Raw genomic sequence first — 15,536 nt, 5'->3', positions numbered from 1 at the left:
AAACCGTAACCGGTTATTTCAACAGCTCGCGGCCTTTGGCCAGGGCCCGGTCGAGGCCGCTGGCGTCGGAACCGCCCGCCGTGGCAAAGAACGGCTGTCCACCGCCACCGCCCCGTATTTCCTTCGCCAGTTCTTTGACGAGGGTGCCGGCGTGGAGGTTTTTGTCCCGGATCAGCTCGTCGGAGAGCATCACGGCCAGTTGCGGTTTTCCGCCAATGTCGGACCCCAGCACCACCGCCAGATTTTCCACTTTCGCTTTCAGGTCGTACGCCAGTTGCTTCAGCGCATCGGCATTGGGAACTTCGACGCGCTCGACAATGACAAAATGGCCGTTGCTGGCGTGGACTTTCGTCAGCAAATCCGACTTGACTTTCTGTAATTTTTCCGCTTCCAGCACCTCGATTTTCTTCTGCAACTGGCTGCGCTCGTCCAGCAGACTTTGCACGGCTTTCAGCACGTCCTTTGGGGCTTTCAGCAACTCTTTCAACTGATCAAGCGTGGCCTGCTGTTCGTTGAGGAGGGCCAGCGCCTTTTCGGCGGTTACGGCTTCGATCCGCCGGACACCCGTAGAAACCGAGCCTTCCGAGGTGAATTTGAAAAGACCAATCTGCCCCGTCGCCGGAACGTGCGTACCCCCGCAAAGCTCGACCGAATAGCTCGGATCGAACGTAATGACGCGGACGAAATCGCCGTATTTTTCCCCGAATAAAGCCGTCGCTCCCAGGCTTTTTGCTTCGCCGATGGGGACGTTTCGCCGTTCGTCCAGGGGAATGTTTTCCCGGATTTTCTCGTTGACAATTCGCTCAACCTCAGCCAGTTCGTCGTCCGTAACTTTACTAAAGTGCGAGAAGTCAAACCGCAGCGCATCCGGCCCGACGTACGAACCTTTCTGGGCAACGTGTTTGCCGAGCACATCGCGCAGTGCCGCGTGGAGCAGGTGAGTCGCCGAGTGGTTATCGGAGATGGCCTTGCGCCGGTCGGCATCAACTTTGGCTAGTACGCGAATACCTGCTAAACCTTCATTTTTCCAGCCTTCGATAATTTGATCAAGGATTGGATCATCTGTAATGTGAATTGTTAAATTATTTTCTTTCTTGGTATCAATAATATTAATAATGTGACCTTGTAAGTAGCTCAAATCTATTTTTTTACTGCCAATAAAAAGTTGATACGTATTAAGAATTTCTATAATACCAGTATCACCAACTTGTCCACCAGATTCAGCATAAAAGGGTGTTTCTGATAATACGATTTGGTATTGTGTTCCTTGCTTATTTTGGACTTTACGAAATTCAGCTATTTCTGATTCTGTTTCCGTCTCATCGTATCCAGTAAATTTAACTCCGTCAAAGTTCTCTTGGTTAACCCAGGAGAACCAGTCGCCGGTCGAGGAGGAGGCATCTTTCCGGGAGCGTTCTTTCTGGATTGCTAGCAAAGCTATGTAACCCTCCTCATCTATGTTGAAACCTCTTTCTCTTGCTATTAAGGCGGTTAAATCTTTAGGAAAACCATGTGTATCCTTTAATTCAAAAATAACTTCTCCCTCAATTTTAAGCGTATCTTCAAACTCATATCTTAAATTTTCAAACTCTTGTTTAGCATTATCGAAGTACTCTTGGCCTATTTCAGTTAAATCAACCTTATTTACAGAATTGAAGATTTCATGTAATTGTGAGATAAGGAGTGTTCCAATACTTGAAAATAAATTTATTCTATTTTCAATATTGTTGTTTGTATTTAATAGCCAATCATCAAGGTTTTTAACTCCTAATTGAATTCTACTGTTTTCAATTTCTCGCAACTGTGTCAAAACCCATTTTTTTGATGCATCTAACAGAGTAGACAGTTTTTTAGCGATAAAGCTGTCTAATAATTTAGCGCCACTATCTAAAGTTTTCAAAAATGAAACTTCTTCTTCTTGAATAACTTTTGAAACAAAAGTTAATTGGGAATTTAATTCAGGAAAGACATCACTAAACTGGTTTGCTATAATAGGAACTAGTTTGTAAAAGAAAGGATCCTTGATGCCAAGGTGGTAGTTACCATAAAAAACAGCTCTTCGCAGAATTCTTCGAATAACATATCCTCTGCTTCCATTATCAGGTACTTGGCCATCTGAAATAGCAAATGAAACAGCCCTAATGTGATCAGCAATTACCCTCATTGCAACATTTGAGTAATAACTATTACGCCCTTCTTCAGTACCGTAGGTTTTGCCCGAAATTTCCTCGATCACCCGGATCGTGTTCGTAAACACGTCGGTGTCGTAGTTGGAAAGTTTGCTTTGAATCGCCATGCAAAGCCGCTCGAAGCCCATGCCCGTATCGACGTGCCGGGCGGGCAACGGTTCCAGCGAACCGTCGGCCTTGCGGTTGAACTGCATAAACACCAGGTTCCAGATTTCGACCACCTGCGGGTGATCGGCGTTGACCAACTCCTTACCCGGTTTTTGATCGACGTCCGACTGCGGGCGCAGATCGACGTGAATCTCGGAGCATGGACCACAGGGGCCCGTATCACCCATTTCCCAGAAATTGTCTTTTTTGTTGCCGAGAATGATGCGGTTTTCGCCCACAATCGGTTTCCACAAATCCCAGGCTTCCTGATCAAACGGCACCTTGTCGCGTTCATCGCCCTGAAAAACCGACACGTACAGACGATCTTTCGGCAGTTTGTACACTTCCGTCAGCAGCTCCCAGGCCCAGCTAATGGCTTCTTTCTTGAAATAATCGCCGAACGACCAGTTGCCGAGCATCTCGAACATCGTGTGGTGGTAGGTATCGAAACCCACATCCTCGAGGTCGTTGTGCTTGCCCGAAACCCGCAGACATTTCTGCGTGTCGGCGACGCGCCGGGCGGGCGGTGTGCCGTTGCCCAGAAAAAAATCTTTAAATTGGGCCATGCCCGAATTGTTGAACATCAGCGTCGGGTCGTTTTTGGCAACCAGGGGCGCGGAGGCCACAATCAGGTGGTCTTTGCTGCGAAAGAAGTCTAAAAAATGCTGGCGGATTTCACTTGAAGTCATGATGCTTGACGGTTGACAATTTGAGGAAGCCGCCGAACAGCCGCCATCAAACGTCCAGAGTTTTTGCAAATTTAAGCTATTTTCGCCGTTTACATTCTATTCGCTCAGTCACTAATTCGCTCATTCGCGACTCGGAAGGTATGGAAGAGTTAACCAAACGCTATTACGGCATTCGGGAAGTGGCCGACATGCTGGGGGTGAATATTTCAAAACTGCGGTTTTACGAAAAGGAGTTTCCGACGCTGAAACCCCGGAAAAACCGGGCCGGTGACCGGATTTATACCAAAGAAGATATTGAACACCTGCGGGCGATTCTGGAGTTGGTCGAAGAACGGAAACTGACCCTGGAAGGAGCCCGCCAGCACCTGAAAGGCCGGACGTCGCGCCAGACCGAAATCAAACAGATTATCACCCGCTTGCAGGAAATTCGTAAATTTCTGGTGGAATCCCGCGATTCGCTGGAGGAGCGTGAGAACCAGCCCGCGACTTCCAATGACCAGTAGGTTGCGGTTTTTAACGGCTTTTTTGTCAACTTCCCTAAGAATAGAAAGCGATCGACTCGCAACAATCGCTAAGGATAAAATATGAAAAAAATCCATTGCTGCGTTCTCGTCCTGCTGCTGGCCAGCTCCTGTCAAAAAAAGTCGTATGAAAACCGGGTCGTCATCACCGGCATCGACACGTCCAAAAAACCGGGGGATGACTTTTTCACCTACGTGAACGGCATCTGGGCCGATTCCGCCCGCATTCCGGCCAGTCAGACCGGCGTGGGTTCGTATTCTTTCCTGAACTACCCCCAGCGCATCCGGCTCCAGGGGATTCTGGACAGCCTGTCGGCGGGAAGCCATCCGGCGGGCAGCATCGAACAAAAAGTAGGCGACTTTTATGCCTCCGGCATGGACACGGCCGCCATCAACAAGCGGGGGTATGATCCCATTAAACCCGTGCTTGCCCGCATCGATGCGGTGACCGATGTGCCCGCTTTACTGAAACTGGTGACCGACGAACAAAAAACCGGGAATGGCTCCCTGCTGGGCTTTTCGGTTGGCCCCGACGAGAAACACAGTTCGGTCAACATTGCCCAGTTTTACCAAACCGGCATCGGCCTGCCCGAACGAGACTATTATTTCAAGACGGATTCGTCGACCCTTGCGATTCAAAACGCCTACCAAACCTACCTCGCCCGTTTGTTTGAACTGACCGGAACGGCAGCCCCGGCGGCCCGGAAAAACGCTACTGTTGCCTACAGCCTCGAAAAACAACTGGCTTCGGCGCACCGGACCAACGTTCAGCTCCGGGATGTACAGGCCAACTACAACAAGCTGGCGGTTGCGGGGCTGGCCAAAAAGCACCCGAACCTGAGCTGGACGGCCTTGCTGGATAACCTGGGTGTCAAGACGGATTCGGTTAACGTAGGCCAGCCGGCGTATTACGACCGGCTGAATGCGCTGTTGAAATCGGTTTCCATATCCGACTGGAAAGTTTATTTAAAAGCCCACACGCTGGCCAATTACGCCGGTTTTCTGAGCCAACCGTTTGTGGATGCGTCCTTTGACTATGCCAAAATTCTGACCGGACAGGCGGTGATGAAACCACGGGCCGAGGAAATGACGCAGGCCGTTGACCGCTCGCTGGGTGAGGCACTAGCTCAGGTGTACGTAAAAAAATACTTTCCGGATGCGGCCCGGAAACGGATGGCGGTTTTGGTGGATAACCTCAAAAAAGCGTTTGAAACCCGCATCACCCGCCTGAACTGGATGAGCGATTCGACCAAGAAAAAGGCGAAAGAAAAGCTGTACGCTTTTACCGAGAAAATCGGTTTTCCGGAGAAATGGCGGGATTACGCGAAAGTGAACGTCAAACGGGACGCTTATTTTGAAAACCGGCTTTCGGCCAATCTGGAAGAGTACCGCTTCAACCTGGCCAAAGTGGATCAGCCCGTCGACCGAACGGAATGGCTGACGACGCCACCCACGGTCACGGCTTACAACAATCCCCCGCTCAACGAAATCGTTTTTCCGGCGGGCATCCTGCAAGCGCCTTATTTTGATCTGTACGCCGATGACGCACTGAATTATGGCGGCATCGGCATGGTGATCGGGCACGAAATCACCCACTCGTTCGACGATCAGGGGGCGCAGTTTGACAAAGGAGGCAACCTGAAAGACTGGTGGACCAAAGCGGACTACGCCAAATTTAAAGCGAAAACCCAGCAGGTGATCGATCAGTACAACCGGTTCACCGTCCTCGATTCGGTGCACGTCAAAGGCGCTTTAACCGTAGGTGAAAACACGGCCGATCTGGCGGGCGTTGCCATTGCGTACGACGCCTTTAAATTGACCGAGCAGGGAAAGGACTCCACGAGACTCGATGGCTTTACGCCCGACCAGCGGTTTTTTATCTCCATTGCCCGGATCTGGCGGGTAAAAACCCGCGATGAGTTTCTGCGCATGTACGTCAACACCAATCCGCACTCCCCGGCCAAATGGCGCGTGAACGGCCCACTGATGAATTTTACGCCCTTTTACAAAGCCTTCAATGTCAAACCGGGAGACAAAATGTATAAACCGGAGTCAGAACGAATCACCGTCTGGTAAAAGCCATCCCGCAAAAACCGCCCAGCACATCATTCATAACTCATCATTCTATTACCGGCTCACCCGGTATTTGTAATAATCCCAGGTTTTTCGCAGCCCGGCATAGACGCCATGACTGGCGGGGAACAAACCGCCGGCATCGGAAGCCGCCGAAAAGTTGATCAGCAACCCGCGCTGATTTACCGGGATGCCGAGCTGCAAAAGCGACGAAAACTGTTCGACGGTGTTCTGAAACGGCATGTCGTAGGTGCCGTAATTCTGGCTGTACGAGACTTTCACCAGGAAGGTGCAATTTTGGGCAAAGGCCCCCTGCAAACCGGTATGAAATGCCCGGACCCGGTTGTTGACAAAAAAACCGTAGCGCGGTAAGTTCGGGCGTGAGTCGGTCAGGGGCGTAATGAGGGGGGTGCCGATGCCGTTGCCATAATACGACCAGCCGTTGCGGTACTGACTGTGGTTGAAATAGTTATCCTTGCCCCGCTTTTGATCCGTATCTTCAAAGACGCTGCCGCCCTGGCTTTTGGTGTACAGCAGTTCGGCAACGGCGCCCGTGATGCGGAAACCGCGGGCGCGGGGCTTCAGGTTCCGAAACCGGATGCCATTCAGGCCGTCTTCCAGGTTGGTGCGGTAAAACAGCGAGCCGTCTTCGAACACGCTCTGCCGGTACACCAGAATGGAAAACGACTTCGTGCTGACTTCCAGCCCGACATCCACACTGCCGAGGTGATTGCCGATCCGGTTTTCCCGGTCAAACTTGCTGTAGTAGGTAGTGTCGACCGTGTTGAGGGCCAACCGGCTTCCGGTCACCAGGTAATAGTAGGCCTGCATGTTCGACGGCAGATGGTCGTTTTTGACCAGTCCTTCGGTCAGCTCGGTGGTGGTGCCGCCCCAAACCACCTGATGATTGGCACCGGCGTAGAGTTTCACGGGCCAGTTGGCTTTGCCAATTCGGGCATACAGCGCTTTCTGGTGCAGGTAAGCATTGCGGACAAATCCCGAATCGAACCAGCCGTGGGCGTACAGTCCGCGAACGGAAAGCAATCCGGCCGTAAACGGCACCGGCGTATACTGCGAAAGTGAAATCTGAATTTTGGGCAGCGGTAGCGCATTGCCCGACCAGCTGTACGAGCCTGAACTGAGCGTCGAATCGACCAGCCCGATCACCTCCCGGCGCCGACCGGCCATGATTTCAAAGGCACCGACGCGAACCTTGGCATACAGTTCGGGGATGATCAGGGTGGTTTTGACAGCCTGCCCGACATTGCCGACCAGTTCGACGCCGTAGCCAAAACCGATGAAATTTCGCTTTTTCGTCGGTTTAGTGTCGTCGAGTTGGTAAAACCGGTCGTCCTGACGAAAACCGGCCCGTAGGGTGCCGTATGGAGTTGTTAGCGGAACCGTGCCGAATTGGTTGGCCCGGAGCCAAAAAGGGGGTTGCGGACTGGAGGTGTAAAAACCGCCCACTTCGGCAAATAACTGGACCGGTTTTACTTCAATTGGGTTTTGGCTGAGCCCGGCAAGCGGGCAAAAGAGGAGGGGTAAAAGTTTTCTCATTTAGGTTTGGGTATAAAGGCCGAGCTTCCCAGAAAGAACATGACATAAAACCCGATGCCTGCAAATCCAACCGTAACGGAGCTCTCGCGTGTGAGTTTGTAGGCCATGTACGCACTCCCCAACGCCAGAAAACTACTGCTGATGAAAAGCAGGAAATAGAGACACCAGTATCCGACAGAACGTTTCGTATTAGTGCTTTTTACAACCATAACGGTAAGTAATAGTACTTGATTTTCTCATTTGCCACAACTCTTTGGATTATAGTTGACAGCTAATTTGGACCGGAAATAGGGTTGGAATACGCCGATTCTCCCGATTTAACCTAAAATTCTGGCCTTTCTATCAAACCAATCCCAAAATTTAATGTTTTAACCAGGTTTGAATTGTGAGTTTCCGGTAGTGAATTTATTTTTAGTCTAATATGAAATTATTTATGCGCTCTTAAGTTGGCGTCTACTAATTCGCGCAGAATAGCAGCGAAAGGCCGGGAATGGGGAAGGAAATTAGCGCGGCTCCGCGTCCGACAGTGCTTTCAGAAAGGCAATCAGGGCGGTTTTTTCCGGATCGGTGAGGTGAAGTTTATCCGCAGCCAGCGTCTGGTTATTAAGGGGGATGCCCAATCCCCGGCCCCCTCCAGCCTCGTAAAAGTCAATCACTTCTTCCAGGGTCCGGTAAGCGCCGTTGTGCATGTAAGGCCCCGTCAGGCCGATGTTTCGCACGGTGGGCGTTTTGAAGGCGTATTTCAGGGGGGCAAGGTTAAAAATCCCGTACCGGCCCCAATCCGGATCAATCCGTTTTGACGCAGGTTGCACCGGAACCCCAATCACCTCGGACTCGGTTTGGGTAAAAACCGGCGGAACCGTTCCGTTGAAAAGCGGCAGAAAGTGGCAGGTTCCACACTTTGCCTTGCCCATGAACAGATTAAAACCGAAAAGCTCTTCGGTCGATAAAACCGGTTTGCCCGATTTATTTTTCTCCCCCCGCATGTACCGGTCAAACCGGGAGTTGAGGCTGATCAGGGAGCGTTCGTACGCTGCGAGCGCATTCTGAATATGGACGGGCTCAATCCGGTCCTGAAGCGTAGGAAAAGCCTGCCTGAAGGCGCTGAAATAGACTTTGTTAAGCTGCAACGCCCGGGCGGCTTCCTCCAGTGAACCGTGCATTTCGTCGGGATTTCCGATGACATCCGATGATTGATGTTCGAGCGTTTGCGACCGTAAATCGTAAAACAGGGCATTTTGCAAAGCCGCGTTGAGCAGCGTAGGCGTGTTGCGCGGTAGGCTTTTCCGGCCGGATAGCGTCGCGTTTTGGGGCAACCCGTCGGTGAAGGCCCGGCTGGGTTGGTGGCAACTGGCGCAGGAACGTTTTTCACCAGCAGCGTTGGCGTTCACCGAAAGAATCGGATCGAAAAACAATTTTTTGCCCAGCAACACCCGGGCGCGGTTGGACCGCAGAGCAACAGTGGGCGCGTAAAAATCCGGGTCAAATGCATTGGTGTCGAACAAGGTTCTGGCCGTCGTCCGCAGGGCCCGGACTTCGGCAAACGGCCAAATCGCGAGCTGTTGCTGGTGCGCCAGCAGCTGCGTTGAAAGCGGATTCGCTAGCGCTAGGATGAAACCGGCCCGGTCAAATTTGTCAAAAACCGGATTTCGATTTAAATAGTCGCCCGTTTTTTGGAACAGGGAAGCCAGGGCCACAAAACCGGGTGCGTCAAGAGGCTGGTAGAACGCAACGTACCGCCGAATCGTCTCGATGGACACAGCCGCTTCCGGAATGGCCGTCTGGCAGTTCGGCGTGTCGAAGCCGCTGATGCCGAGCGTGATGGTGCGGAAAAGTTGCAGCCGCAGCAGATCGAACAGATGCGCATCGGTCATTTCCGTATCGGTCCAGAAACTGGAATAGCGCAGCAGTTCGCGCCGGAGTTTCCGGACTTCGCGAATCAGTTCCGGGCGTCGGCGGGGCTCGAACCGGGGATACAGCAATCCTTCGATGACCTGCAAACCGCCGGGCTCAAAAATCTTTCCTTCGTCGGCTTCGATTTCGGGCAGGGGCGGGCCGTTCACCAGCCGGGTTGTCGCCGGGAAGTAGTATTCCGCAAACGGCTCGAGTTTCTTGTAGGCCCGTCGGCAGGCCAGAAAGGCGGTTTTTAAGGAATCAGTGTGGCTGCTTCGCTCCGCCAGCGGTAAAAACCGGACCTGAAGCAGCCGGTCGAAGGCCGTTAAATCGCGGGAAAACTGTTGTTTAGCCTGTTCGACGGCCGTTCGTTTAGTCCGGTCCAGTCGCGCCAGAACGATCACAAAAAAGAAGGTGGTTGCCCCGAACAGGCCAACCCAAACCGGCCATGAAACCTTATTTCGGAACACCGCGCACAATGACTATCTGACCTCCTTCGCCCATATTCCCGATCGCGTTGTCATAAATGTTGACGTCTTTGGTGATCGCGCTGCCGTCGGCATTCACAAACCGGGTGTCCCGCCAGGTATGCGGTTGCAAATTGATCAGAAACGTATTAGGCACCCCGATGATCTCCGAAATATCGTGCATGGCACCGTATTCCCAGGTGCTGATGCCCTGATGCCCGATGGGGTTGTACTTCCGCTGAAAATCGCCCTCGTCCCGGCGGTGGTTCATTTCCAGCATCGGCTTTAACTGGCGGTTGCCGATGTTGTATTGCCAGACGCGCCCGTCGTGTTTCGGGGTTGCAATGGGCGCATCGCCATCTTCCTGAATGTAAACGTAATTCTCCGTGACACAGATGTTATCGGGATTGACGAGGTTGTTGCCCGGGTCGGTCGATCCATCGCCGATAATCGACAAATGGCCTTTCAGCGGATTGGTGGCATCGAGTTCCAGCCGGTACACGCGGCCCCATTGCACCCGGTCGCTGGGAAAAGCCCCCGTGACGGCAAAATACAGATCCCGGCCGTTTTCGGCGCGGCCTTTCCGGTAATCGACATCCTCAACGCGGGCAAACTGAATTGCATTTTTCGCCTGTTGCTGCGCGGCAATCTGTGCGCCGGTCTGCGTTTTGGCGTTGTCGATTTCCACAAACTCAACCTCGTAGCGTTGCCCGGTTTGCATGTTTTTCTCCACGGGGTCCTGATTGGTTCGGCGGAGCGTGTACAGCTTGCCATTTTGCAGATCGCCCACCGTATTCGATACGTACATGGTAACCTGGCCGTTGTTTTCGTCCTCGGTCATGAGCACGACGGTTTTGGTGGGGAAAGCGCCTTTGGGTAGCGGCAGGGCATTTTCCAGCGACGCTTTTCCGAGGGCCGGAAGCGTGCGGTTTCCGTTTTTTTTGTCGGCTGCGCCCAAAGGATCAATTGCGTGAACGCGGCCTTCCGGATCACCCTCGCCCGCCGTCAGAAAAACCGGTCCAAAACCGTGTTCCGCCGGGGTGGCCAGCGTCGCCGAACACAGTTTCCAGATGCCTCCTTCGGCGTCGACCAGGTACTCGCCTTTGACGGGTTTAAAGGTTTTGTCCAGGTAAATCCGCGAAATGGAACGGATGATCTCGTGGTTGGTAATCAGGACAAAACCGTCGCCGGAAGGGTTTTTCAACAGGGCCGCACCGTCGGGTTGTGCGCCAAAAACAAAATTGGGCGAATCCGGCAATTTGTCGTCGCTGCTGACGAGCGGAAAAATTTCGAGATTTTCAAAACCGGGGAGCGACTTCACCAGAGCCGGGGTCACCGACTGCGTTTTGAGCACCACCTCCGTAGTCAAGGGTGTCGAATCCGGCTTGGCGCTTTTGCCACAACCGGCCAGCACGGCAATTGATAAAACCAAAATAGGGAAATCTCGAAGATAGGAATGGCAAATCATTGACGTTAAGCGGTCATTTACCAAAAGTAATCATTTTTTATTTTGTCGCGCAGCGTTACTCCGGCCCGCGGTCGTCGTCTTGATAAAAACCGACCTGCACATCGTGAATCATTCGGAATTGTTTTACCAATCGGCGCTGACGGCCGTTCCCGGGGTGGGCGGTGTGCTGATTCGCCAGTTGATGAGTTACTGCGGTTCGGCTTCGGACGTGTTTCGTTCGTCCGTGGCAAAGCTCATCAAAACGCCGGGAATCGGGGAAGTGACGGCCCGTGCCATTCTGAATCCCAGTGTTTTACAGGAGGCCGAACAAACGCATAAGGAGTGTGAAAAGCTGGGTATTCAGCAACTTTTTTATACCGACAAACGGTATCCATCGCGCCTGAAATCGCTCTATGACGCGCCCCCGATGTTGTATTGGCAGGGATCGGCTGATTTAAACAGCAACCGGACGATTGGCATTGTGGGCACCCGGCAGGCCACCGATTACGGTCGGCGCGTTACCGAAGAAATCATTCAGGGCCTTCAGCCGTATCAACCGCTCGTAATCAGCGGACTGGCCTACGGAATCGACATTGCGGCTCACCGGGCCAGTCTGGCCGCTGGGCTGCCCACCCTGGGCGTGATGGCAAGCGGGGTCGATATTGTGTATCCGCATGTTCACAAAAAAACCGCCCAGGAAATGCTGCTTCTGGGCGGGCTGCTGACCGAAAACCGGCCGGGCGTAAAACCGGATGCCCGTTTGTTCCCGGCCCGAAACCGCATCATTGCGGGCATGAGCGACGCCATTATTGTTGTGGAAGCGGCCACCAAAGGCGGGGCCTTGATTACGGCGGAATACGCCAACAACTACCACCGCGATGTTTTTGCCGTGCCGGGGCATCTGAACCAGACGTTTTCGCAGGGCTGCAATAAATTGATTCGGGAAAATAAAGCGCAGATTTATACCAAACCGGATGATCTGATCGAAGCGCTGAACTGGGATCAACCCGTCGGAAAAGCCGCCCCGGTTGACCGGCCACAGGTGGCGCTGGAGTTTACGGAAGAAGAAAGTCAGGTGCTGGCGCTCTTACGCCAACGGGCCGACTGGCAGATCGACGAACTCAGCTGGCGCACTCAGATTCACGTTGGCAAACTGGCTTCCCTGCTGCTGAATCTGGAGTTCAAAGGCATTGTGCGGTCGCTGCCGGGAAAGAAATATCAACTGAGTTAATTCGTACCTACAAACTTTAGTCCGTAATTTCCGGTGATTGGCTTCATCAGAATACGGACTAAAGTCCGTAGGTACGTTATTTAGAAGCCTAATCCGATGGCGAAACCGCGAACCGTGCTGGGGAAAGTGCCCAGGTCGGTGAGGGAGCCGTTGTTTAAATCAATGCTGTACAGCTTGGTGGAACTTCCGGAAGTCAGCAGCGCATACCCTTTGTTGCTGCGACCGCCAATATCAAACCCGTTGGTGGCCGTGATGTCAATGCCCAGGGGGCTACCGCCCGTCAGGGTTCCGTCGTTGGGCGGAATCTGGCGATACAGGCGGTTTTTCAGGTCATCGAGATCATACAGGGTCGTCGTGGCCGTTCCGGCAAAATTGTTCAGGTAGGCCACTGCTCGGACCGATGGTTTATCGCCCGTCATCGTTCCGAAATTGAGCGGTTTGTCCACGGCCACTTCGGCGGTTACGGGGTTAATGCGCAGATTCTGACCGGTGTTGCTCACCACCCGAATCCGGTCGACCACCGGATTGAAATCAAAACCGTAATCGCTACCGGTCAGCGCGGGCGTGAAGGCTCCTGAACCAACGACGTTGGCCTGGGCGTTGGAGGTACCGGCCGGGTAAGTAATCGCGTAGATTCGGCTCGATGTTCCCAGGGCGTACAATTGGCCCGTCGCCGGACGCATGTCGATGCCGCGAATCGTTTCACCCGGTTGCAGACCGGTGATGGTCCGCAGAGCTGGCGAGATATTCCAGGGGTTGAAAATCAGCAGGTTATTGCCACTCACCGCGTATGCAACGGGATCGGTCGGAATGGCCAGCCCAAGGTACGTTTTGGAGCCGAGGTCGCCCAGGTGGTGCAGCGCGCCCGTTGCCAGATCAATTTTGCCCAAGGCCGATTTGCCATCCATCCAGTAGGCCAGCAGGGCGTGGCTGTTGTCGGACGAAATATCGAAACCGGCACTGCCCGAAATGTCTTTGCCCAGTTTGCCGACTTCCACCAGCGTACCGATGTTCGGCGGATTCTGGATATACAGTTTATCCGATGCCGGGTCTACATCGTATAGGGTTGTGCTGGTGGGCACACCCCGGCTGTTGGTGTAAGCCACCGCCGAAATCATCGGACTGGAACCGCCGTTGATGTTGCCATCCTGCCCTCCGGTTTGTAACAGGCCGGTGTTGGGGTTGAGCCGCAGGTTTTGGCCATTGCTGGTCACCAACCGGATCAGATCGACTGTCGGGTTGAAGTCAAAACCGGCGACATCGCCATTCAGCGCCGGTGAGAAAGCATCCGTACTCAGGGCGCGGGCGGCTCCACTTTCCTGGTTAATGACGTAAATCCGGCTGGTACTGCCCAGGCCGTAGAGCTGGCCCGTGGCCGGGCGGAAATCGATGGCCAGAATTTTTTCGCCGTCCATCAAACCGGAAATAGGCGTATCGGACAAATCGCCCATCGGATTGGCCACACTTTTCTTGTTCAGTCGATTATTGTCCGTCAGAACAAAAAACTCCAGTTCCGATGCGCTCTCGCGGGCACTGCTGTGTCGGGCCACATCCGGTTTAAGCGGATTTTCCTGCGTGGTACAGGCATTGATACCGAGCAGGAGCGCAAGGGCCCAGGTTCCGGCAGACAGGCGGAATCGATTGTTGTGAATCGTATTCATGTGTCAATAAATTGGAAAGGTTGAATAAATAGATAGGATATTGACAGTCATACGAAAGAGAGGCCGTCTACAGATTTCGGCGCGGAGAAAATCTTATAGTATGGGACAGGGCTTGAATGGTAATCAGTTAAAGGTGAGGGGATTGTCAAAATGAGGCTTACGAAAAAAACTGAACACCAGTTCAGGATTTGAATACCTACCAGTTTCGTTTAACAGACAAAAAAGCGCCGGCCTGTTGCGGGTATAAACCGCCCTGATCGTAGGCCAGACTGGCATTCAGGACGGTTTTGGAAAGGCGGGGAAACGGAAGCTGGGCGGATAAAAGGGCGGAGAATTGCTCGAAACGGGGTTTATACGGCTCATTGAACGTGCCATAATTCCGGCTGTAGGACGCGCGGCCCGTCAGCCGAAGTCCGTAGACAATGCCTTCCAACCCCAGATGCCAGACATTGACCCGATTGTTGGGGAAAAAACCGCCCCCGATGTAGTCGCGAACCCGGGCGGTGTAATCGGCGCGGGGCGCGATGAACGGGGTGCCGATCGTGCGGCCAAAATACGACCAGCCCTCCCGGTACTGCCCATGGTTGAAATAATTGTCACCGCCCTGGTATTGAGCAGTTTGGTCGAAAACCGCCCCGCTCTGGTCGGTGGTTGACAGCCATTCCACGACGGCACCGTTCCACCGAAACCGGGGACTGGCTGCCGTTGTCCGATTGCGAAACCGCAAACCCCACAAACCATCGGGAAAGTTGATGAAAACGACACCACTGGCGTCTTCGTAGAGATGCTGGTAGTAGAGCAGCCACTGGGCGCGGTTGCCCGACCATTCCAGCGCGTAGTCGATGGAGCCCACGTGATTGCCGACCCGGTTTTCGCCGTCGAAGGAAGTCTGCTGGTTGTTGACCAGATCTTTCGGATAGCGACCCAGAATCAGGCTGACGTAATCGTTAAAAGACGAGGGCAAGCGCCCGTCCACGGCAACTGAACTGCCTTTCAGGTAATCGGCCCGGCCCGCCCACTGGACCTGATGATTCAGGCCGGCGTAGAATTTGAATTTCCAATGCGGTTTCCCAAACCGGCCGTAAATGTATTTCTGGTGCAGGTACGCCCCCTGAATGTAGGGCGCATTGAACCAGCCGTGCGCGTAGCCGACCCGAAAAGCCACCAGTTTTTTCAGAAAGCCGATCGGTACAAAGTCCGGCGTGTGAAGCTGAATTTTAGGGATTGGCAGTGAATTGCCCGACCAAACGACAAAACCGGACGTTAAGGTGGTGTCACCGATGCCGTACACCTCGCGCCGACGCCCCGCCCAGAGTTCTACCCGACCGAACCGGACTTTTACGAACCACTCGGGAGCAATGAATTGGGCGGTTTTTCCGACGTTTCCCAGGGCGTAGCCGCCGAACCCCCAGTCAAACCGTCGAACCGAATCGGTTCGGTAGTCACGCTGCACGGCCCCACGCACGGTGCCGAAAGGTCCCTGTAAGGGTACCATGCCGAATTGATTGGTCCGGAGCCAGAAGGGGATCTGCGCAGCGGTTGAAGCCATTGCACCCACTTCCAGCTCGGCCTGAAGGGATTTAAGGAAAGGGGAGGTTTGCGCCCGGACAGCAATTGCCAGCAACCAGCCAAATGCCAAAAGAGAAAACCGTTTCATCGGC

General features: G+C 53.4%; 9 protein-coding genes. 3 read left to right on the top strand and 6 right to left on the bottom strand.

Features of this window, described 5'->3' with window-relative positions; all coding sequences use genetic code 11:
• Positions 1-13 precede the first annotated feature (13 nt).
• The gene (gene alaS / locus ACYVHX_RS11720; protein WP_460671827.1) at positions 14-3,025 is read right to left on the bottom strand and encodes an alanine--tRNA ligase; all 3,012 of its coding nucleotides are present in this window, start codon (positions 3,023-3,025) and stop codon (positions 14-16) included.
• 140 nt (positions 3,026-3,165) lie between these two features.
• Between alaS and ACYVHX_RS11715 the strand changes: the two genes are divergently transcribed.
• Together ACYVHX_RS11715 and ACYVHX_RS11710 are read left to right on the top strand one after the other, a co-directional pair.
• Positions 3,166-3,528, top strand: a complete 363-nt coding sequence (locus ACYVHX_RS11715) for a MerR family transcriptional regulator (protein WP_460671826.1) — start codon at positions 3,166-3,168, stop codon at positions 3,526-3,528.
• Positions 3,529-3,609: 81 nt separating this feature from the next.
• Complete coding sequence (locus ACYVHX_RS11710; protein WP_460671825.1) at positions 3,610-5,622, top strand: M13 family metallopeptidase; 2,013 nt, start codon at positions 3,610-3,612, stop codon at positions 5,620-5,622.
• Between the two features lie 51 nt (positions 5,623-5,673).
• Here ACYVHX_RS11710 and ACYVHX_RS11705 read toward each other — a convergent pair whose 3' ends face one another.
• From ACYVHX_RS11705 to ACYVHX_RS11695, 3 genes are all read right to left on the bottom strand, one after another.
• The gene (locus ACYVHX_RS11705) at positions 5,674-7,176 is read right to left on the bottom strand and encodes a capsule assembly Wzi family protein (RefSeq protein WP_460671824.1); all 1,503 of its coding nucleotides are present in this window, start codon (positions 7,174-7,176) and stop codon (positions 5,674-5,676) included.
• A 503-nt stretch (positions 7,177-7,679) separates the two neighbouring features.
• On the bottom strand, positions 7,680-9,473 hold the full coding sequence (locus ACYVHX_RS11700) for a cytochrome-c peroxidase (protein ID WP_460671823.1): 1,794 nt from the start codon (positions 9,471-9,473) through the stop codon (positions 7,680-7,682).
• A gap of 52 nt (positions 9,474-9,525) precedes the next feature.
• Entirely contained in the window at positions 9,526-10,968 is a 1,443-nt protein-coding gene (locus ACYVHX_RS11695; RefSeq protein ID WP_460671822.1) for an alkaline phosphatase PhoX, read from the bottom strand.
• Positions 10,969-11,107: 139 nt separating this feature from the next.
• Here ACYVHX_RS11695 and dprA point away from each other — a divergent pair, with 139 nt between their 5' ends.
• Positions 11,108-12,214: a DNA-processing protein DprA gene (gene dprA, locus ACYVHX_RS11690; protein ID WP_460671821.1), complete on the top strand. Its 1,107-nt coding sequence runs from the start codon at positions 11,108-11,110 to the stop codon at positions 12,212-12,214.
• A gap of 80 nt (positions 12,215-12,294) precedes the next feature.
• On the opposite strand, the gene ACYVHX_RS11685 is transcribed toward dprA, so the two are convergent.
• Positions 12,295-13,875: a DUF4394 domain-containing protein gene (locus ACYVHX_RS11685; protein ID WP_460671820.1), complete on the bottom strand. Its 1,581-nt coding sequence runs from the start codon at positions 13,873-13,875 to the stop codon at positions 12,295-12,297.
• Between the two features lie 196 nt (positions 13,876-14,071).
• Entirely contained in the window at positions 14,072-15,532 is a 1,461-nt protein-coding gene (locus tag ACYVHX_RS11680; protein WP_460671819.1) for a capsule assembly Wzi family protein, read from the bottom strand.
• Between the last annotated feature and the right edge of the window lie 4 nt (positions 15,533-15,536).

It is taken from the genome of Larkinella ripae, from assembly GCF_054780775.1.
Note: the sequence above shows the minus strand (reverse complement) of the source record. Positions and strands in the feature narration are given on the sequence as shown.